The sequence below is a fragment of the Streptomyces sp. GLSS-08 genome (assembly GCF_056387915.1).
The window spans coordinates 1-19,464 of the sequence record NZ_JBWJAQ010000002.1 but is presented as its reverse complement, the minus strand read 5'-3'; the positions used below and the strand labels follow the sequence as shown (position 1 = coordinate 19,464).

19 protein-coding genes and 1 pseudogene are annotated in these 19,464 nt (G+C 73.0%); 7 read left to right on the top strand and 13 right to left on the bottom strand.

Annotation, left to right across the window (positions count from 1 at the left end; genetic code table 11):
- A complete protein-coding gene (locus AC0ZLC_RS02805; RefSeq protein WP_476750247.1) occupies positions 1-2,046 on the top strand; it encodes a SpoIIE family protein phosphatase in 2,046 nt (681 codons plus the stop codon).
- 46 nt (positions 2,047-2,092) lie between these two features.
- Here the strand turns inward: AC0ZLC_RS02805 and AC0ZLC_RS02800 are convergent, their stop codons facing one another.
- The 3 genes and pseudogenes from AC0ZLC_RS02800 to AC0ZLC_RS02790 all read right to left on the bottom strand — a co-directional run.
- Positions 2,093-2,479 (bottom strand): PPOX class F420-dependent oxidoreductase, encoded by a 387-nt coding sequence (locus tag AC0ZLC_RS02800; RefSeq protein ID WP_476750246.1) that lies wholly within the window; start codon positions 2,477-2,479, stop codon positions 2,093-2,095.
- Between the two features lie 88 nt (positions 2,480-2,567).
- The gene (locus AC0ZLC_RS02795) at positions 2,568-3,209 is read right to left on the bottom strand and encodes an HAD family acid phosphatase (protein WP_476750245.1); all 642 of its coding nucleotides are present in this window, start codon (positions 3,207-3,209) and stop codon (positions 2,568-2,570) included.
- Positions 3,210-3,306: 97 nt separating this feature from the next.
- Positions 3,307-3,752 (bottom strand): annotated as a pseudogene (locus AC0ZLC_RS02790) (beta C-S lyase family protein); the annotation flags it as partial.
- Positions 3,753-3,979: 227 nt separating this feature from the next.
- On the opposite strand from AC0ZLC_RS02790, the gene AC0ZLC_RS02785 reads away from it, so the two are divergent.
- Together AC0ZLC_RS02785 and AC0ZLC_RS02780 are read left to right on the top strand one after the other, a co-directional pair.
- Entirely contained in the window at positions 3,980-4,810 is an 831-nt protein-coding gene (locus AC0ZLC_RS02785) for an SAM-dependent methyltransferase (protein WP_476750244.1), read from the top strand.
- A gap of 130 nt (positions 4,811-4,940) precedes the next feature.
- Positions 4,941-6,314 (top strand): S1 family peptidase, encoded by a 1,374-nt coding sequence (locus tag AC0ZLC_RS02780; RefSeq protein ID WP_476750243.1) that lies wholly within the window; start codon positions 4,941-4,943, stop codon positions 6,312-6,314.
- 88 nt (positions 6,315-6,402) lie between these two features.
- Here AC0ZLC_RS02780 and AC0ZLC_RS02775 read toward each other — a convergent pair whose 3' ends face one another.
- Together AC0ZLC_RS02775 and AC0ZLC_RS02770 are read right to left on the bottom strand one after the other, a co-directional pair.
- Positions 6,403-6,588 carry a hypothetical protein gene (locus AC0ZLC_RS02775; protein WP_358855046.1) on the bottom strand — a complete coding sequence of 62 codons (186 nt, stop codon included), beginning with the start codon at positions 6,586-6,588 and terminating at the stop codon, positions 6,403-6,405.
- A 139-nt stretch (positions 6,589-6,727) separates the two neighbouring features.
- Entirely contained in the window at positions 6,728-7,423 is a 696-nt protein-coding gene (locus AC0ZLC_RS02770) for a L,D-transpeptidase (protein ID WP_476750242.1), read from the bottom strand.
- A gap of 194 nt (positions 7,424-7,617) precedes the next feature.
- Here AC0ZLC_RS02770 and AC0ZLC_RS02765 point away from each other — a divergent pair, with 194 nt between their 5' ends.
- Positions 7,618-9,018, top strand: a complete 1,401-nt coding sequence (locus AC0ZLC_RS02765) for a pyridoxal phosphate-dependent decarboxylase family protein (RefSeq protein WP_476750241.1) — start codon at positions 7,618-7,620, stop codon at positions 9,016-9,018.
- A 40-nt stretch (positions 9,019-9,058) separates the two neighbouring features.
- Here the strand turns inward: AC0ZLC_RS02765 and AC0ZLC_RS02760 are convergent, their stop codons facing one another.
- From AC0ZLC_RS02760 to AC0ZLC_RS02745, 4 genes are all read right to left on the bottom strand, one after another.
- A complete protein-coding gene (locus AC0ZLC_RS02760) occupies positions 9,059-9,853 on the bottom strand; it encodes an SDR family NAD(P)-dependent oxidoreductase (protein ID WP_476750240.1) in 795 nt (264 codons plus the stop codon).
- Between the two features lie 63 nt (positions 9,854-9,916).
- The gene (locus AC0ZLC_RS02755) at positions 9,917-10,831 is read right to left on the bottom strand and encodes an SDR family oxidoreductase (RefSeq protein WP_476750239.1); all 915 of its coding nucleotides are present in this window, start codon (positions 10,829-10,831) and stop codon (positions 9,917-9,919) included.
- Between the two features lie 240 nt (positions 10,832-11,071).
- Entirely contained in the window at positions 11,072-11,704 is a 633-nt protein-coding gene (locus tag AC0ZLC_RS02750) for an MBL fold metallo-hydrolase (RefSeq protein ID WP_476750238.1), read from the bottom strand.
- Positions 11,704-12,789 (bottom strand): S-(hydroxymethyl)mycothiol dehydrogenase, encoded by a 1,086-nt coding sequence (locus AC0ZLC_RS02745; protein WP_476750237.1) that lies wholly within the window; start codon positions 12,787-12,789, stop codon positions 11,704-11,706. The genes AC0ZLC_RS02750 and AC0ZLC_RS02745 overlap by 1 nt, the downstream gene beginning before the upstream one ends.
- A gap of 150 nt (positions 12,790-12,939) precedes the next feature.
- On the opposite strand from AC0ZLC_RS02745, the gene AC0ZLC_RS02740 reads away from it, so the two are divergent.
- Positions 12,940-14,694, top strand: a complete 1,755-nt coding sequence (locus tag AC0ZLC_RS02740) for an ABC transporter ATP-binding protein (protein ID WP_476750236.1) — start codon at positions 12,940-12,942, stop codon at positions 14,692-14,694.
- Between the two features lie 57 nt (positions 14,695-14,751).
- Here AC0ZLC_RS02740 and AC0ZLC_RS02735 read toward each other — a convergent pair whose 3' ends face one another.
- Complete coding sequence (locus AC0ZLC_RS02735; RefSeq protein ID WP_476750235.1) at positions 14,752-16,212, bottom strand: aldehyde dehydrogenase family protein; 1,461 nt, start codon at positions 16,210-16,212, stop codon at positions 14,752-14,754.
- A gap of 223 nt (positions 16,213-16,435) precedes the next feature.
- Positions 16,436-16,726: a hypothetical protein gene (locus tag AC0ZLC_RS02730; RefSeq protein WP_476750234.1), complete on the bottom strand. Its 291-nt coding sequence runs from the start codon at positions 16,724-16,726 to the stop codon at positions 16,436-16,438.
- A gap of 171 nt (positions 16,727-16,897) precedes the next feature.
- Here AC0ZLC_RS02730 and AC0ZLC_RS02725 point away from each other — a divergent pair, with 171 nt between their 5' ends.
- Positions 16,898-17,263 carry a nuclear transport factor 2 family protein gene (locus tag AC0ZLC_RS02725; protein ID WP_476750233.1) on the top strand — a complete coding sequence of 122 codons (366 nt, stop codon included), beginning with the start codon at positions 16,898-16,900 and terminating at the stop codon, positions 17,261-17,263.
- Between the two features lie 254 nt (positions 17,264-17,517).
- On the opposite strand, the gene AC0ZLC_RS02720 is transcribed toward AC0ZLC_RS02725, so the two are convergent.
- A complete protein-coding gene (locus tag AC0ZLC_RS02720) occupies positions 17,518-18,504 on the bottom strand; it encodes a CU044_5270 family protein (protein ID WP_476750232.1) in 987 nt (328 codons plus the stop codon).
- Entirely contained in the window at positions 18,497-19,078 is a 582-nt protein-coding gene (locus AC0ZLC_RS02715; protein WP_476750231.1) for an RNA polymerase sigma factor, read from the bottom strand. Before AC0ZLC_RS02715 ends, AC0ZLC_RS02720 begins: the two co-directional genes overlap by 8 nt.
- 105 nt (positions 19,079-19,183) lie before the next feature.
- On the opposite strand from AC0ZLC_RS02715, the gene AC0ZLC_RS02710 reads away from it, so the two are divergent.
- Positions 19,184-19,464, top strand: a 281-nt coding sequence (locus AC0ZLC_RS02710; RefSeq protein ID WP_476750230.1) for a cbb3-type cytochrome c oxidase subunit I, incomplete at its 3' end; no start/stop codon positions are given.

Sequence of the window (19,464 nt, the reverse complement as noted above, 5' to 3'; positions counted from 1 at the left end):
ATGCACGAGTACGCATCCGGGTCGGGCGACGGGGCCACCGCGACGCCGGGAGGCCTGCTCGACCTGCTGCAGGTGGCGGCCGTGGTCCTGGACGGCGACGGACGGGTCGTGCTGTGGAGCCCCGAGGCCGAGCAGCTGCTCGGATACCTGGCGCGGGAGGCCCTGAACCGCAGGGCCGACGAGCTGCTGGTGTCCCCGGACAACCGGCAGCGGGCTCGGGACCTGTTCGCCCATGTGCGGTCCGGTGCCGGATGGGCGGGCGTGTTCCCGCTCCAGCACCGGGACGGCACGGAGGTCCCGGTGGAGTTCCGCACCATGCGGCTGCGCGACCGCCGGGGGAACACGCACCTGCTGGGCCTCGCGGCGGACGCCACCACCGTACGGGGCGTCGAGCGGGACCTGGCCCTGTCGCACAGTCTGGTCCGGCAGACGCCGCTCGGCATCGCCGTGTTCGACACGGATCTGCGGTGGGTGAGCGTCAATCCCGCCCTGGAGCGGATGAACGGCGTGCCCGGGGAAGCGGTCCTCGGACGCCGCATCGGGGAGGTCCTGCCGGATCTCGACGTCGAGGCGATCGAGTCGCGGATGCGGCATGTGCTGATCACGGGCAGGCCCCTGCTGGACCAGATGACCGTCGGCCGGACGCCGGGGCACCCGGATCCCCGGGCGTTCTCCGAGTCGTACCACCGCATCGAGGACACGCACGGCCGCGTCCTCGGGCTGGCGATGGCAATCATCGACGTGACCGAGCGGCAGAACGCGGCGACGGAGGTCTCCGAGGCACGCGAACGGCTCTCGGTCATCGCGGACGCGGGCGCCCGCATCGGCACCACACTGGATCTTCAGCAGACCGCCCGCGAGCTCGCGGACGTGGCGGTGCCGCAGCTGGCCGACCTGGCCGCCGTCGACGTGCTGGAGACGGTGGTCACGCACGGCACCACCTCGGCGGTCACCGGCGACTCGCACGCCGAGTTCAGGGCGCTCGCGGTCGCGGCCGGCTACCTCACCGACGCGATCCACGCGGCGGACCCGGTGGGCGAGCTGGCCACGTACAGCTCGTCGAGGATCATCACGCAGTGCGTCCGCGAGGCCCGGCCGGTGCTGGTGGAGCGGGTGGACGCGGCGATGATGCGCCGCATCGCCAGGGACGCGCACGCCGCCCAGGCCCTGCACACGGCAGGCGTCCACTCCTATCTCGCCGTCCCGCTGGTGGCCCGGGGAGAGGTCCTCGGCACGCTCAGCCTCTACCGCTCGGTCAACACGCGCGCCTTCGACGAGCAGGACCGCATCCTCGCCTCCGAGCTCGCCGCGCGGGCGGCCATCTGCGTCGACAACGCCCGCCTCTACGGGAGGGAACGCGCGGCCGCGCTGACCCTTCAGCGGAGTCTGCTGCCGCCCGCGCCCGCGGAGCACGCGGGCCTGGACATCGCCGCGCGGTATCTCCCGGCGCTGAGCGAGGTGGGCGGCGACTGGTACGACGTGTTCTCCCTGGGGCCCGGCCGGACCGGACTCATCGTGGGCGACGTGATGGGCAAGGGCGTCCAGTCGGCCGCGGTCATGGGGCAGTTGAGCACGGCCACCCGCGCACTCGCCCGGCTCGACCTGCCGCCCGCCGAGCTGCTGCGCCATCTCGACGACATCACGGGATCGCTCGGCGACACGATCGCCACGTGCGTCTACGCGGTGTGCGACCTCGGCCGGGGCAGCTGCGAACTCTCCAGCGCCGGCCACCTGCCGCCCGTCCTCATCCGGCCCGACGGCGGCGCCGGGCTCCTGGAGATCCCCGGCGGGGTACCCCTGGGCGTCGGCGGCGTGGACTTCGGCACCATGGAAGTCGCCATGGCCCCGGGCTCCCTGCTCGCCCTGTACACCGACGGGCTGGTCGAGAACCGCTACGACCCCATCGACACGGGTCTGAACACGCTGACGCGACTGCTTCAGGGGCCCCAGCGCCCGCTGGAGACGACCAGCGACCAGCTGCTCGCCGCCCTGCGCCCCGAACCCGACGACGACGTGGCTCTGCTGCTGGTCCGCAGGCGGGCCTGACCGGGCGCCCGCCGGTCCCGGTGGGGCGCCGAGGCGCCGCGCCCGCTCAGGAGCCCGGGGTGATCCGGATCCCGAGCGTGCCGCCGCGGCCGCGGCGCAGCCGGCTGCCGAGCAGGGTGAGGCGGCCGGAAAGGCCGTACTTGCGGGCGATGAGCCGGCGGATGCGGTCGGTCCCCGCCTCGTCCAGGATCTCCGCCGTGGCGGGGAGCTGGGCGCCGGTCGGGTGGCCGCGCAGGTCACAGGGGCCGGCGAGGACGTCGGGGCGGTTGCGGATGCGTTTGACCTTGCCGGTGTCCGCGGCCGTCCAGATGCCGAGGGCGTCGCCGTCGCGGACCACCCAGACCGGTGTCGAGACTCCCGTGCCGTTCTTGCGGTAGCTGGTGACGAGCAGGTACTTGCCTGCGGCGAGCGCGTCCAGCGGGGAATCGTCCATACCTGAATTCTAGGCCCTGTCCGGCCGGTCCACTCGGGCCGGACCTGCCCCCGCCCCCGCTCCGCCGCCGGCCCGCAGTGCCGCCGCGTCAGGACAACTGGCCGTCGTAGTCCGGCAGTTTGAAGGTCCGCTCGGCGTGGCCGCCCACGAGGTCGGAGGTGTTGTTCCCGACGTTCGCGATGATCGTGTATCCCTGCGACTCGATCGCCGCGCGCCTGCCGGTCTTGTAGGCGCTGACCTCGTCGAAGAGGTCGGGCAGGCTGCGCACGTGCAGTCCGTCGACGGGGTAGCCGACGGCCTTGAGGTTCCACTTCGTCTCGCTCGCGATGATGCCCGGACGCGCGGTCACGAAGAACACGGCGGCGCCCTGCGCGTGGGCGTAACGGGCCAGCGCCAGCGAGGCCTTGAGCGCCGGGGTGGGCAGCTCGTACCACGGGTGGAAGTCCGTCTCCAGCGCGGTGTTGTCGATGTCGAAGACGACCGCGAGCTTCTGCCCACCGGGGTGCGCGGTGCGCTGCTGCACGTAGGGCTGTGCCTGGTCGATGACGGCCTGGACGTCACGCTGCCAGGTGGCGTAGTCGATGTCGGCCGCCTGCGCCGTCGCCGCGCTCACGGCTGCCGCGCGCGGGGCCGCGGCGGCGGCCCCCGTCGCCCCGGCGGTTCCGCCGAGGCCCAGCGCCACGACCACCGAGATGGCACCGATCCGACGCCCCGCACCGCGTGCTCTCATGTCCGTCCCCTTCGTCGACCCGAAGCGGCGAGGATAGACCTCCCACGCCGCTTCAGCCATGGTCACGACAAGAAGTGGAGAGCAGGCGACGCGAAAGTTACCTCTTGGTAGAGAGTTGTCCGGCCGCTGCGGCCATCCGTCGCACCGCCTCCGTGATCAGCTCCGGCGAAGTCGCCGGATTCAGGCGTACGTGGACCGCGTCGCCGGTCCGAAAGGGAAGCCCGGAGTTGAGGGCGACCCGGCCGCGCTCCAGGAAGACCACCGCCGGGTCGCCGCCGAGGCCGAGGGCGCGGCAGTCCAGCCAGGCGAGGAAGGCGGCCTCCGCCGGCGGTACCGCACCTCGGGCAGGTGCTAGGCCGGCAGGGCGGCGAGCAGCCGTCGGTTCTCGTCCAGGCCGGCCAGCAGGGCGTCGAGCCGGGCGGTGCCCTCCCGCAGCACGGCGGCGTGGGCGATCACGCCGACATGGCTGGGATTGTGTCCGACCTACTCCGGAAGGCGGTCCAGATCGTCCGCCGCCTTGGGGCCGGCGACGGCGAACCGGGCCGGCGCCTCGGCGTACGCCGTACCGGCCGGCTAGCCGGTGTAGCCCCGCGCGAGCGCGTCCGTGACCGCCCGCACGACCGGCGCGGCCGACGGCACGTCCATCTCGGCCACCCACAGCGGCAGTACGTCGTCGGGATGGGTGCGCACTTAGGTGGGCGGCAACTCGGCAGTCTAGATTGCCTGTTGACCGAGTGACCCCAGTGACCCCAGAAACCCAGGAGCCGACCGTGCCCGAGAACCAGGCAGCCGCGGAACACCCCTCCGAGCCGGTGCGCAGCCGCATCGTCACCACACAGCCGCACACCGCGCGGATCTGGAACTACTGGCTCGGCGGCAAGGACAACTACGAGGTCGACCGCGCCGCCGGCGACCAGATCCGTCAACTGCACCCCGGCATTGGCGACTACGCCCAGGCCGACCGCCTGTTCCTGGGACGGGCGGTACGGCATCTGGTCGCCGACCGCGGGATCACGCAGTTCCTCGACATCGGCACGGGGCTGCCGACGGCGGACAACACCCACGAGGTCGCCCAGCGCCTCGCCCCCGACGCGCGGATCGTGTACGTCGACAACGACCCGCTCGTCCTCGCCCACGCCCGCGCGCTCCTGACGAGCACCCCGGCAGGCAGCACGGACTACCTCGACGAGGACCTGCGCAATGTCGACGCGATCCTCGAACACGCCGCCAGGACACTGGACCTGAGCCTGCCGGTCGGGCTGATGCTGCTCGGCGTCGTCATCTTCGTGAACGACGACGAGGAGGCGTACGGCATCGTGCGCCGCCTCCTGGACGCCCTCGCCCCGGGCAGCCACCTCGTCCTCTCGCACACCGTCACGAGCCCCGCGATGCCCGACGTGGACGCGGCCGTGGCCTTCTGGAACGAGCACGGCACCCCGAAGCTGACCCAGCGCACCCCGGAGGCGGTCGCCCGCTTCTTCGACGGGCTGGAACTCCTCGAACCGGGCGTGGTCTCCTGCTCGCGCTGGCGCCCGGAGACCTCCTCCGGCGAGGAGCCGGAGGAGGTGGCCATGTTCGGCGGGGTGGGGCGCAAGCTCTGACGGCGGCCGTGCCGGGAGACCTCGGCGCCGAGAGGTGAACACCGCGGCGCGTACGCACGTATGCAAGGGGGGCGCTCGACCGGCGCCCGGGCGGTGGTGACGCCGCGCAGCTCGGCTTCGGGAGCCATGGATGAGGCACGCACGACGACGGATCGTCCGACGGGGAGCGCGCTTCGCCGCCGTGGGCGGACTGCTCTGCGGTGGGCTGATGGTCACGCACGCCGTGGCGAGCGAGCCGTCCGACGTCTCACGTGCGCAGGGGAGTTCCGCGGCGTCCGCCGCCGACACGGGGTCCGGGCTGGTCGCCCGCCTCGGCACGGACCGCGCCGCGGGCAGTTGGATCGGTTCCGACGGCCGCCCGGTCGTGGGCGTCACGGACGCGGGGGCGGCGGCCGAGGTGCGGAAGGCCGGTGCCCGGCCCAGAATCGTCGACCACAGCCTGCGGGACCTCAAGTCCGTTACGGAGAGCCTGGCTTCGGCTCCCCGGGTGCCCGGCACCGCCTGGGCCGTCGACTACGCGCACAACAAGGTGGTGGTCCGGGGCGACAGCACCGTCTCCGCCTCCGACTGGTCCCGTATGACGAAGCTGGCCGACGGCAGCGGGGACCGGGTCCGCATGGAGCGGACCCGGGGGGCGTTCACCACACGGCTCAACGGCGCGCAGCCGATCCTTTCGAGCGGCGGGCGCTGTTCGGCGGGGTTCAACGTGACCGACGGGCGCGGTGATTTCATCCTGACGGCCGGGCACTGCGGTCCGGCCGGCTCCGTCTGGTTCTCCGACACCAACGGCACCCGGCAGGTGGGACGGACGGTGTCACGGTCGTTCCCCGGGGGTGACTTCTCGCTCGTGCGGTACGCGGACGGCCAGACCGGCACGGACAGCAACGTCGTCGCCATCGGCGGGGACCGCGGGGTGCGGATCACGGCGGCCGCCGATCCGGCGGTCGGCCAGCGGGTCTTCCGCAGCGGCAGCACCAGCGGGCTGCACGACGGCGAGGTGACCGCGCTCAACGCCACGGTCAACTACCCGGAGGGCACGGTCACCGGTCTCATCGAGACCACGGTGTGCGCCGAACCGGGCGACAGCGGCGGCCCGTTGTTCTCGGAAGGTGTCGCCCTGGGCGTGACGTCCGGCGGCAACGGCGACTGCGACACGGGCGGCACGACGTTCTTCCAGCCGGTGACCAAGGCGCTCACCGCGCTCGGTGTGCGCCTGGCCGGACAGCAGGGTGCGTCGGCGGCCGGCGGTCAGGCCGCGCCGGCGCCCTCGGCCACGCAGGGTGCCGCCGTCGCGCCGGGTGCGGCGGCGCCGGGCTCGGTCGAGCCGGTGGGCACACCCGGCACCGCGGAGACGCTTGTGTCGCGGCTCACGGACCCCAGGAACATCGGGCCCGGCCTGCTGGTCATCGCGGGCAGCATCGTCGCCCTGGTCGCCACCCGGTACATCCGGACGGAACAGGACCGCAGCCGCTACCGGCGCCACTATGCGCAGAGTTGGGGATGATCTCCGCCGGGCGGCCGGGCCGGGGCACCGGCGGGCGCGACCGCCCTGTGACGGCGGAGGGTGAGTGATCGGTCGGTGGGAGGCGCGCTCACGCAACCTGCGTGGTGCGCGGGGAGGCCGCTGCCCACTCGAGGACGAGCCGCTGGTACTCCCGCCGCTCGTCCATGGTCAGCGTCCCGCCCGTCCGGAACCAAAGAGCCCGGATCTCCTCGTTGACCTCGGCCGCGGAGCGCGCCGAAGCGGATTCAGGAGTGGTGGACATGATGTGAAGCATACGGCGCCGAGAGTGAAGGCGATGTGAGTAAAGGCGCATTCAGGGGCATCCCGGACCGTGAAGCTGATCACTCCTGTCGCAACTGTCCCGTTCGTGACCGGGCATCGGGGCGCGGGCCCGCCGCCCACGGGACGGCCGGTCAGGTGCCGGGCTTGCGGCCGTACACGAACACGTCGTCGCCGTTCTTCAGCAGCGACCAGTACTTCTTCGCGGTGGTGGTGGTCATGTTGACGCAGCCGTGTGAGCCCGGCGGGTTCCACATGCTGACGCCGACGGAGTGGAAGGCCTGACCGCCGTCGAAGAACTGGCTGTAGGGCATCGGGACGTTGTAGATGCTCGACACGTGGTCGATGTCACGCCAGTAGACCTTCTTCAGGCCGGTGCGGGTCTCGTACCCGTCGCGCCCGGTCCGCACCGGGACCGGGCCGTAGACGAGCGTGCTGCCGTCCTGGATCCAGCTCAGCTGGAGCGTCAGGTTCACGCAGGCGATGCGGCCCTTGTTGACGGGACACGCGCCGTCCCGGTTGGGGTTGCTCCCGACGGCCTTCTGCTTGTTCATGAGATCCATCACACCCCAGGTGACGGACCCCGCGTAGCCGATGTTCGGGCTGATGCCGTGCTTGGTCTGGAAGGCCTGGGTCGCCTTGCAGTCCGCGCTGGACTGCCTGCCGTCGACCGGGCGGCCGAGGAACTTCTCGACCTGCTTCTGATACGGGCCGGTCTGCGTGGTGCAGCTCGCGGCGTGCGCCGGCGAGGTCCCGAGCGCGAGCGAGAGCGGTGCGATCAGCCCGGTGATCCCGAGTGCGACGGCGCCCCGTCTGCGGATGTCCCCCATGGCAGGCCCTTCCCCTTCATTCGGTCTTGCGATCTCTGACACCTAGACCGACCGCCGGGGGAATCGGTTGTAGGTCCCCGCGCGCTGCGACGGAACGGTGACATTACGCCTCGCCCCGGGCTCGGCGTGCAAAGGGGCCACTTTTCCCCGACTGGCCCCTGAATTCCGTGCAGTGGACTGCCTACCCTGCGGACATGCACCTCACTCTCGCCGAGGATCTGGCCCGGTTCACCGCACTCCTGCAGTCCGCGCGCGATCTCGCCGCCCGTGAGGTGAGCGGCCTCGCGGACCGGCCGGTCGCCCGGCCCGGGCAGGCGCCGGCCGCCGAGCGGCTCCCGGCCGGGGGCCTCGGGGCCGAAGGTGCGCTGGCTCACTTCGCCGAGCGGTGGGCACCCGGGTTCTCCGGCTCCGCCGGCCCCCGCTATCTCGGCTTCGTCACCGGGGGCGCGACTCCGGCGGCCCTGGCCGGGGACTGGCTGACCGGCACGTACGACCAGAACGTGTCCGGCGCGGGAGACTCGTCCGCGACCGCCCTGGAGCGCGAGACGCTGGGCTGGCTGCGCGAGCTGTTCGGCCTGGGCGACGAACACGCCGGGGCCTTCGTGACCGGTGCGACCGTCTCCAACACGGTCGGTCTCGCCGTCGCCCGCGAATGGCTCGGTGAGCGCCTCGGGGTCTGCGTCTCGCGGGAGGGCGCCGCGGCGCTGGGGCCCGTCGACGTACTGTCCGGCAGCCCCCACTCCAGCATCGCGAAGGCCCTGTCCGTGCTCGGCGTCGGCCGGGAACGGCTGCGCCGCGTTCCCGTACTCGCCGGGAACCGCGAGGCCGTCGACGTCGGGCGGCTGGCCGAGGCGCTCGACGCTCTCGACGGGCGGCCGGCCGTGGTGGTGGCCAACGCCGGGACCGTCAACACGGTCGACTTCGACGACCTGCGGGCGATCGCCGCACTGAAGGAGCGCCACGACTTCTGGCTCCACGTCGACGCGGCCTTCGGCGGTTTCGCCGCCCTCTCCCCCGCGCACGCCCACCTCACCGACGGTCTCGACGCGGCCGACTCGGTCTGTGTGGACCTGCACAAGTGGCTGAACGTGCCCTACGACGCTGCCGTCCAGTTCACCCGGCGCCAGGACCTCCAGGTCCGGGTTTTCCACAACGCCTCGCCCTACCTGGGACTCCCCACCGAGGAACCCGACTTCCTGCATCTGACGCCGGAGAACTCACGGCGGCTGCGCGCCCTGCCGTCCTGGTTCTCCCTGCTGGCGTACGGGCGCGAGGGGCACCGCGAGATCGTGGAGCGCAACATCGCGCTCGCCGGGCGGCTCGGCGAGCGCATCGCGGCCACCCCGGGCCTGCGGCTCCTGGCGCCCGTGCGTCTCAACGTCGTCTGCTTCACCCCGGCGGGCGACGCGACACGGGAACGGGTGCACGCACTCGCCGCGGCCGTCGCCGCGTCGGGCGAGACCTTCCTGACCCCGACCGTGTACGACGGGACGCATGCCCTGCGGGCCGCGTTCAGCAACTGGCGTACGTCGGAGGCGGACACGGACCTGGTGCTCGACGCGCTGGTGCGGGCCCTGGACACCCTGGAGCCGTGAGCGGTGCCCGTCCGCGCTCTCGTGACACGGGCGGGCTGGATCAGTCACCGTGGTGCCGGACCGCCTGCCGCCAGCCGGTGTTGACCGCCGTGAGGCCGCCGTCCACGCACAGTGCCGTACCGGTGATCCAGGCGGCGTCCCGCGAGGCCAGGAAGGCCACGGCGGCGGCGATGTCCTCGGGCTCCCCCACCCGGCCCAGCGGGTACAGCTCTCCCGCCGCGGCGAGGTCGGCGTCCCGGCCCGCCCAGGCCGTGGTGCGGACCGTGCCCGGCACCACCAGGTTCACGCGCACTCCCCGCGGGGCCGCGTGCCCGGCGAGGGTGCGGGTCAGGGAGACGAGGCCCGCCTTGGCCGCGCTGTAGGCGTGGTTGCCGAAGTCCTGCAAGCCGTTGACGGAGCCGATGCCGACGACGGCGCCGCGGCCGGAGGCCACCAGGTGGGGCAGCGCGGCGCGGCAGCAGCGGTAGGCGCCGGTCAGTGTGAGGTCGAGATCGCGTGCCCAGACCTCGTCGGGCTCGTCCTCGAAGAGCGGCTGGTCCGGGGTGCACCCGTACGCGTTGTTGACCAGCACGTCCAGCGAGCCGAACGCCTCCACCGCGTACGCCACCGCCCGCTCCACGGAGGCCCGTTCTGCCACGTCGCACAGGAATGCCTCGGCCCGGCCGCCCGCCGCCCGGATCGCCCCGGCGGTCTGCTCCGCCTCGGCCGTGTCGATGTCGGTGACGAGGACCGCGGCGCCCTCCTCGGCCAGGCGGCGGGCTGTCGCGGCACCGATCCCCCGGGCCGCGCCCGTGATGAGAACTCCGTACCCCTCGAAACGTCTCGTCGCAGTCATACGGGCGACCGTAGTGCTCCGGAGATCACCCCGACAGCCGCGTGCGGGGTTCGAGCACCGCGCTCAGCGGTAGCCGGTCGGGTCCGCAGGACGGCCCGGGTCCTGGACCTCGTCCATGTAGCGCCAGGCGTCGGGGCGGCTGCCGTCGAGGTCGGTGAAGCCGTAGGTCCCGGCGAGCCCGCCGCTGGAGAGCGACTGGCCGTTCCAGCGGGCCCGTCCGGGGTCCGCGGCCAGGGCGGCCACCGCACGGCCGACGTAGCGGGGCGTCTCGGAGATGCCGAAGTGCGGGACGCGCTCCAGGGCGTCGCGCCAGTTGTCCTCGCTCACCCCGAAGTGCTCCAGCATCATCTCGGAGCGCAGCCAGCCGGGCGTGAGGGCGACGGCGGTGGCGGCGCGCGGCCCGATTTCGTGGCCGAGGGCGAACGCCATGCGCAGGACGGACGACTTGGCGAGGTCGTAGAAGAAGGAGACGCGGTAGTTGGCGCGGTTGTACTCGGCGGTGCCGTCTGTCATCTCCACGACGAGGCCGCCGGGGTGACGCAGCAGCAGCGGCAGGGCGTGGTGGCTGGTGATCGCGTGGGTCTCGACCCCGAGCCGCAGCAGCCGCAGCCCGTTGTCGAGGTCGTGCTCCCAGACGGGGGTGTCCCACTCGAAGAGCAGCTCGCCGCCCCAGACGTCGTTGACGAGTACGTCCAGCCGGCCCCGCTCGTCCGCGATCCGGTCCACGAGCGCGCGGACCTCGGACGGCACCAGGTGATCGGTGGGTACGGCGATGCCGTGGCCGCCCGCCTCGGTCACCAGGTCCGCGGTGTCCTCCAGGGTCTCCGGCCGGTCGTACTCCGAGCGCCGGGCGCGCGTACTGCGTCCGGTGACGTAGACGACGGCTCCGGCCGCGCCCAGTTCCACGGCGATTCCGCGGCCCGCGCCCCGGGTCGCCCCCGCGACCAGCGCGACCCTGCCGTCCAGCGCTCCCGCCATTTCCCGACCTCCCGTGTTCCGTGACACCACCTTGACCGACGCGGCGCGTCGGCAGGTGTCGCTCCGAGGGTGTCGTAAAAGGCGGACATCCTCTGTCGCCTTTTCTCGGCGACCTGCGGCGGGCTCGGGACCCGCCCACCCGGGACCCGCGCGGGTTCTGGCCACGCGGGTCCCGGGTGGCCGGCCACGGGTGGGCGGGTCCCGGCCGTAGGAGGCCCGCACGGCCGGGGGGCCGGGCTCTCAGTGGCCGCGCGCGATCCACTCCTGCAGGTGCGGGGCCTCCGCGCCGACGGTGGTCGTCTCCCCGTGCCCCGTCCGCACCACGGTGTCCGCGGGGAGGCCGAGCAGACGCTCGCGGATCGACTCGACGATCGTCGGGAAGTGCGAGTAGGAGCGGCCGGTGGCTCCAGGTCCGCCCTGGAAGAGCGTGTCGCCGGTGAAGACGCTGCCCAGACCGGGGGCGTACAGGCAGACCGCGCCCGGGGCGTGGCCCGGTGTGTGCAGGACGGTGAGGTCGGTGCCCGCCACCTCGATGACCTGGCCGTCGGCCAGCCAGGCGTCGGGGAGGCGGCCGGGGTGGGTCTGCTTCCACAGGGGCAGGTCGTCGGGGTGCAGCCAGATCGTGGCGCCGGTCCGCTCGGCGAGGGCGGGCGCGGCGTCGATGTGGTCGTTGTGCGCGTGGGTGCACACGATGGCCCGCAGCGTGCGGTCGCCCACGGCCTCGGCGATCGCGTCGGCGTCGTGGGCGGCGTCGATGACGATCGCCTCGTGGTCGTCGCCGACGATCCAGACGTTGTTGTCGACGTCCCAGGTGCCGCCGTCGAGCGAGAACGTGCCCGAGGTGACGAGGTGGTCGATGCGTGTGTGCGTCATCAGAACACCACCACCGAACGCAGGACGTCGCCCTGGTGCATCCGCTCGAAGGCCTGCTCCACCTCGTCGAGCGCGATCGCCTCCGACACGAACGCACCGAGGTCCAGGCGGCCCTGGAGGTGCAGGTCGATCAGCATCGGGAAGTCCCGGGACGGGAGGCAGTCGCCGTACCACGAGGACTTGAGGGATCCGCCGCGTCCGAAGACGTCCAGCAGGGGCAGTTCGAGCTCCATCTCCGGTGTGGGCACCCCGACGAGGACGACCGTGCCGGCGAGGTCACGGGCGTAGAAGGCCTGCCGGTACGTCTCCGGGCGGCCGACGGCCTCGATGACGACGTCCGCGCCGAAGCCGCCGGTCAGTTCGCGGATGGCCTCGACGGGGTCGCTCTCGCGGGAGTTGACCGTGTGCGTGGCGCCCAGTTCCCGGGCGGTGGTCAGCTTGCGGTCGTCGATGTCGACGGCGATGATCCGCGCCGCCCCGGCCAGCCGGGACCCGGCGATCGCGGCGTCGCCGACGCCGCCGCAGCCGATGACGGCGACCGAGTCCCCGCGTCCGACGTTGCCGGTGTTGATCGCGGCCCCGATGCCCGCCATCACGCCGCAGCCGAGCAGCCCGGCCACGGCCGGCGACACCGCCGGGTCGACCTTGGTGCACTGTCCGGCGGCGACCAGGGTCTTCTCGGCGAACGCGCCGATACCGAGGGCCGGTGACAGCTCCGTGCCGTCCGTGAGGGTCATCCGCTGCCGGGCGTTGTGCGTGTCGAAGCAGTACCAGGGCCGCCCGCGCCGGCACGCGCGGCACTGCCCGCACACGGCACGCCAGTTGAGGATCACGAAGTCACCGGGCTCGACGTCCGTGACATCCGGGCCGACGGACTCGACGACGCCGGCGGCCTCGTGGCCGAGCAGGAAGGGGAAGTCGTCGTTGATGCCGCCCTGCTTGTAGTGCAGGTCGGTGTGGCACACCCCGCAGGCCTGGATCCGCACCACGGCCTCGCCGGGCCCCGGATCGGGCACGATGACGGTCTCGACGCGCACCGGCTGATCCTTCCCCGGTGCGATCACGCCACGTACTTCCTGCGCCATGTGAGCAACCTTTCCTCGGTCGACGTTCCGTCGACCGACCCTACGGGGTGACCGGCCGGTAGCAGGCCAGGCGGCCCGGCGTCCCCGGCGCCGGCGCGGCCACCGGGCGACGTAGCCTGAGTGCCCCGCCCCGACTCCCCGAGGAGCGCCGTGAGCAGCACCGGGTCCGAAGCCGCCCCGCCCGCCTGGCGCCTGCTCCTCGGCTACGTACGGCCCCACCGGTGGGCCCTGTTGGGGGGCGCGCTGCTCGCGCTCGGCACCGGGGCCACCGGTCTGGTGCTGCCCCTGGTGGCCAGGGGGCTCATCGACGACCTGGAGCACGACCGCTCCATCACCGGTGCCCTGCTGGGCATGTCGGTGCTGGTGGTCGCCAACGCGGCGGTGGGCGGGCTGGGTTCGTACGTCCTGCGGCGCACCGCCGAGTCCGTGGTGCTCGGCGCGCGGCGCACGCTCTCGTCGTATCTGCTGCGGCTGCGCGTTCCGGCGGTGGACCGCAGCGAGCCGGGTGACCTGATGGCCCGCGTCACCTCCGACACGACGCTGCTGCGGGAGGTCACCACGGACTCGCTGGTCGGCCTCGGCACCGGCGGACTGACCCTCGTCGCGACGGTCGTGATGATGGGGTTCGTCGACCCGGTGCTGCTCGGCGTCACCCTCGCGGTGATCCTCGGCGCGGGCACCGTGCTCGGTGTCATCGTGCCGCGCATCAACCGGGCGAGCCGCCGGGCACAGGACGCGGTCGGCGTCATGGGTGCCGCGTTGGAGCGGATCCTGGGCGCGCTGCGCACGGTGAAGGCGTCCGGCGCCGAGGACCGCGAGGAGCGGACCGTCCACGCGGCGGCGCAGGAGTCGTGGCGGCAGAGCGTCAGCGCGGCCAAGTGGTCGGCCGCCGCGGGCAATACGGCCGGCCTGGCGATGCAGATCGCGTTCATCACGGTGCTCGCGGTGGGCGGCGCCCGTGTCGCGACCGGCGCCATCGACGTCGGCACGCTGGTCGCCTTCCTCCTCTACGTCTTCTATCTGATGTCGCCGATCCAGCAGGTCGTCGGCGCCGTCACGCAGTACCAGAGCGGCGCCGCGGCCCTCGCCAGGATCCAGGAGGCACTGAGCCTGCCGGCCGAACCGGCCGCCCGCCCCGCGCCGTTGCCCTCGCCCGGCGCGGAACCGGCCGCGCTCGCCTTCGAGGACGTCCGCTTCCGGTACGCCGACGATCTGCCGTACGTCCATCACGGGGTGACGTTCGCCGTCCCGGCCCGGGGCATGACGGCGTTCGTCGGCCCCTCCGGCGCGGGCAAGACCACCGTGTTCTCCCTCATCGAGCGGTTCTACGACCCGGAGGCGGGCGTCATCAGCGTCGACGGCCGTCCGCTGGAGGAGTGGGAGCTGCCCCGGCTGCGCGCGGCCATCGGCTACGTGGAGCAGGACGCCCCGGTGCTCTCGGGGTCGATGCGCGACAACCTGCTCCTCGGCAACGCGGACGCGGACGAGGCCGAGCTGGACCGGGTGGTGAAGACCACCCGTCTGGAGGACCTGGTCGAGCGGCTGCCGCTGGGACTCGACACGCTCGTCGGCCACCGGGGCACCAAACTGTCCGGGGGCGAACGCCAGCGCGTGGCGATCGCCCGGGCCCTGTTGCGCCGGCCCCGTCTGCTGCTCCTCGACGAGGCCACCTCGCAGCTGGACGCCGTGAACGAGGCGGCGCTGCGCGACACGGTCGCCGACGTGTCCCGTACGACGACGGTCCTCGTGGTCGCGCACCGGCTGTCCACCGTGACGATGGCGGACCGGATCGTCGTGATGGACGCGGGCCGGGTCCGCGCGGTGGGCACCCACCGTGAACTCGTCGCCGGGGACCCGCTCTACGCCGAGCTGGCCGCCACGCAGTTCCTCGCGACCGCGGGCTGACCGCGCTCGCCGGGTCGCCCCTGACCGGACGTTCGGGCGCCCGTCGGTGACGGAGCGTCAGAACGGGTAGTGCGCCTGCCGCGTGGCGACGGTCACCCAGCGTGTGCTGGTGAACGCCTCGATGCCCCAGCGCCCGCCGAAGCGGCCGTAGCCGGACGCCTTGACGCCACCGAAGGGCGCGTGCGGCTCGTCGGCGACGGACTGGTCGTTGATGTGCACGATGCCGGTACGGACCCGGCGCGCGACGGCGAGCCCATGGGTGGCGTTCTCGGTGATCACGCCGCAGGTCAGTCCGTGGTCGGTGTCGTTGGCCGCGGCGACGGCGCTGTCGTCGTCGGTGAAGGTCTCGACCACGCAGACGGGGCCGAACGCCTCCGCGTAGTACAGCTCGGCTTCCTTCGGCACGTCGGTGAGCACGGTCGCCCGGTGCACCGCACCCTCCGGTTCGCCGGCTCCGGTGAGGACGGTGGCCCCTTTGGATACGGCGTCCTCGACGAGCGCGGCGACGCGCCGGGCGGCGGAGGCGCTGACGAGCGGGCCGAGGACGGTGTGCGGGTGCCCGGGGTCGCCGGCCTTCAGCGAGGCGACCTTCGCGGTGAACTTTCGGGTGAACTCCTCGGCGAGGGACTCGTGGACGAGGACGCGGTCGCCCGACATGCAGATCTGGCCGGAGTTCATGAACACGCCGAAGGTGACGGCGTCGACGGCGTAGTCCACGTCGGCGTCGTCCAGGACGAGCACCGCGTTCTTGCCGCCCAACTCCAGTACGGCGGGTTTGAGATGGGTCGCGGCATGCGTACCTATGATGCGGCCGACGTCCGTGGAGCCGGTGAAGTTGACTGCGCGGACGCGGGGGTCGGCGATCAGCGCCTCGGCGATCTCCGCCGCGTCCTCGCGCGCATTGGTGATCACGTTCAGGACCCCGTCGGGGAGCCCCGCCTCCCGCAGCACGTCGGCGACCAGCAGGGCACAGGCGATCGGCGCGTCCTCACTGGCCTTCACGACGACGGTGTTGCCCGCGGCCAGCGGCGCCGCGACGGCCCGCACGCCGAGGATGACGGGCGCGTTCCACGGGGCGAAGGCGGCGACGACGCCCAGCGGCTCGCGTACCGCGAGTCCCAGCACGCCCTCTTCCTGGGCGCTGAGCACCTCGCCGCGCGGGGCGGTGATCGCGGCGGCGGCCTCGCGCAGGATGTTGGCGGCGAGCGCCACGTTGAAGTGCGCCCAGGGACGGGTGGCGCCCGCCTCCCGTGCCATCAGCTCCGCCACCTCGTCGCCCTTGGCGTCGAGGAGGTCGGCCGCCCTGAGGAAGATCGCCCGGCGGGCGAAGGGGGCGTGCGCCGCCCACGCGTCGAAGGCCGCGTCGGCCGCGTCCACGGCCCGGGTGACGTCGCGCGGCCCCGCTGCGGCGACCGTCGCGTACACCTCGCCGGTGCAGGGATCGATGTCCTCGGCGGTGCGGCCCGAGGCGGCGGGAACGCCCTCGCCGCCGATCAGCAGTTCACGGGTGATGGCCATGCGCGGATTCCTTCGGTATCACTGCGGCGGTACACATCCAGGATGCCCGGAGTCCCCCTGGTCGGAGTGGTTGCCGCGTGACCCTTCTGTTCGCACAGTGAAATTTCCGTCATGCAACCACTGAAGGTTGCGCCCCGCCCGGACAGAGTCGAGGGCCCCCGCCGGGGCGGGGGCCCTCGAGAGTGGCGCGTCCGGATCCGGTGACCGTCCGGCGCGTCCGGTGCTAGCCGACGGGGAGCAGCCCGAAGACGGGGGCGACGAGGTCGGTGGCCTGGTGCAGCTGGTCGAGGTCGTGCAGTCGGTTGAGCCCCGCGAGCTGGCTGGAGACGTGCGGGAGCTGTTCCCGGTGCTGCGCCGGGACATTGCTCTGGGCGATCGCGTCGAGCTGGGCGACCGGGCTGATCGGCGCCACGCCCAGGGTGTCGGCACCGAGTGCGCTCGCGGCGGGAGCGGCGAGGCCCGTGGCACTGACGGCAAGACCAACGGCGGCAACGATGCGTCGTGTTGAGATCATGCCTTCAGCAACGGCCGCGGCCCCGGCCGGACACGGCCGCGCCGGGCTCCTCACCCGGGAGGCGCACAGGAGGGGCCGCGCTTGCCTCCCGCGTCGCGGGGGAGGACGCTCGAGGGGAGAGGCCCTCGCGGCCCGCTCCCTGCCGGGCCGCGCCCTCGCGAGGAGGTCATCATGGGCACCGCAGCAGGCCCCGCGTTCGACACCGAAGCCCTGCGCCGGGGCATCGAAGGACACAGTGCGGCGACGCTTCTGTCGCTCTACGCGGACGACGCCGAGGTACGCGTCGTCGACCGCAACACGCAGCCCAGCCACCCGATGGTCGTGCACGGACGGGCCAGGATCGGCGAAATGCTTGACGATGTGTACAGCCGGGACATGACCCACAAGCTGGAGCAGTGCGTCATCGAGGGCGATCACGTCGCCTTCACGGAGTCCTGCGTGTACCCGGACGGCGTGAGGGTGCTGTCCCAGTCCATGGTCGCGCTGCGGGACGGCAAGATCGTCGATCACACACTGCTGCAGGCATGGGACGAGTAGCCGGGCAGTGGCCCTCGGTCCGGTTCACGTCCCATTTGAGCTGGACCTTCTCGGCGCGGGCGACCCTGGGCAGGTCGCGTCCCGCTCCGCCCCGCCGGCCGGGACCGGCCCCGGCGGCGACCGACAGGCGGGCGTCGCTCCGTCTGCTGCGGTCGGCACTGCGCACGGTGTCCCGCCGCCCGCGCCCCCCGGTACCGCCCGCCCCTCGCAGGCGCCTGCCGCCGCGGTGAGCGGGCAGCACGCGGGGACCCCGGTCAGCGCATCCACGCGCTGTACGACATCACGTCCCCCGCCTCGACGCCGTACTCGGGGGCGTTCTTCGTCACGGTGTCCTCCAGCCCTAGGACGGCGCCGGTCCCGGGATCGAGGATCAGCATCCGGCGCGTGGAATGCGCCTTGTCGTCGTACACGTACGCCTGCCCTTCGCGCCCCAGCCGGTCGGTGACCGCGCCGGCCGGGCGCAGCCCCGGAGCGTCGGCCAGGAGACGCACGAGCGCGGCCGACTCGCGACCGCCCGGGGTCCAGTGGTCCAGCAGCACGGCGGTGGCGTCCAGCAGGCGGGGCGTGTTCATCGCCTCGAGAGGGTCGATCTCCTCCAGATAGGCGCGCAGCCGGCGGGCGTCGTGCGGCGGGCGGGCCTCGGGAGGGGCATCGCTCCAGCTCGGCGGGTAGGTCCGCCGGCTGAGCACATGTCCGTCCTCGACGGTGCGGGGCTTGTCGTCGCCGCCCGTGATGACGGGCCTGCCCGGACGGCGCGGGTCGGTCGCCACCACGAGTTCGGTGCGGCTGCCGTCCGCCTTCCAGCGCACGACGCGTTCCTCGGGCAGGGTGAGCGGCGGCCGGGCGCCGGGGCCGCTCGTCATGGCAAGGCTCCAGGTCTGGACGTGCGTGCCCCGGCGAAGTCGTGGCGCGTCGCCCGCCGACGCCGCCCGGTCGGCGACGCGGTCCAGGGGCACGGCGGCGGAACCCGTCTGCACGACGAGGGGGCGGGGCGCGGCGACGGCGGGAGGTGCCGTCGTCCCGGACAGCAGCAGGGTGAGTGCGAGGGCCGCCACGACGACGGTCGCGGCGATGCCCCAGGCCCAGCCGCGCAGGGGCGATGCGCCTCGCTCCGGCCGTGCGGCCGGCAGCAGGCGGTTCAGCCGGCGTTCGGCATGGTGGTCCAGCGGCCGGTCCCGGAAGCGGGGATCGCCGGACGGCACCGGGTTGGCGCGGCGCAGCAGGTCGAGTTCGTCAGCCATGGCCGTGCTCCTTCGTGGTGCCGTGGCGGCGTGCCGGTGCTGCGAGCGCCTCGGCAGTCGGCGGGCCGCCGGGGCCGCACATGCGGTCGATCTCTGCTCTCAGGCGGCGGCGGGCGCGGTGCAGTCGCATCGCAGCCGCCCGGCTGCCGCAGCCGAGCACGACAGCGACCTCGTCGATGCCGAGTTCCTCCCAGGCCGTGAGGCGCAGCACCTCCTGATCGGCGGGGGTGAGGCGGGCGAGCGCGTCGTGCACCCAGTCGCCGGGGCTCTCGGCGTCGGGGCTGTCCACGATCTGCCGGCCGTGCGCGGTCTCGTGATGGCCGAGCCGGTCGACGAGCCGTCGCCGGCGGCCGTAGCCCCGTACGGCGTTGGCCAGGCAGTTGCGCGCGACGCCGTAGAGCCAGGGCAGCGGGGTCCGCGGCAGTTCGGAACGCCGGCGCCAGGCGACGGTGAACACCTCCGCCACCACTTCCTCCACCTCGCTCGTCCGGCCGTCCAGTCGCCGCGCGACGTAGCGGCTGACCGCCCAGTAGTGCTCGCGATAGGCAGCGGCGAAGGTCTCGTCGTCGCTCATGCTCCGTAGGTGTCCGGCAGGTCCGTGATCGTCACACCCGTCGGTGTGACGCTCGTCGCTCTGCCCCAGTGTGACGGCGGCGCGGGGTGCGGACACAGGCGGGGCATGGAGAGCAACACTGTGCCGGCGACGCGCACCGCGCCGCCCGCCCCCGTATCCGCGCGCCGCCCCGGAAGAGCGGTGGTCAGGTGGCTGGCCACCACGGACCACAAGACGATCGGCTCGCTGTACCTGATCACGTCGTTCGCGTTTTTCTGCGTCGGTGGCGTCATGGCGCTGCTGATGCGTGCCGAGCTGGCGCGCCCGGGTCAGCAGGTCATGTCGAACGAGCAGTTCAACCAGGCGTTCACGATGCACGGCACGATCATGCTGCTGATGTTCGCGAC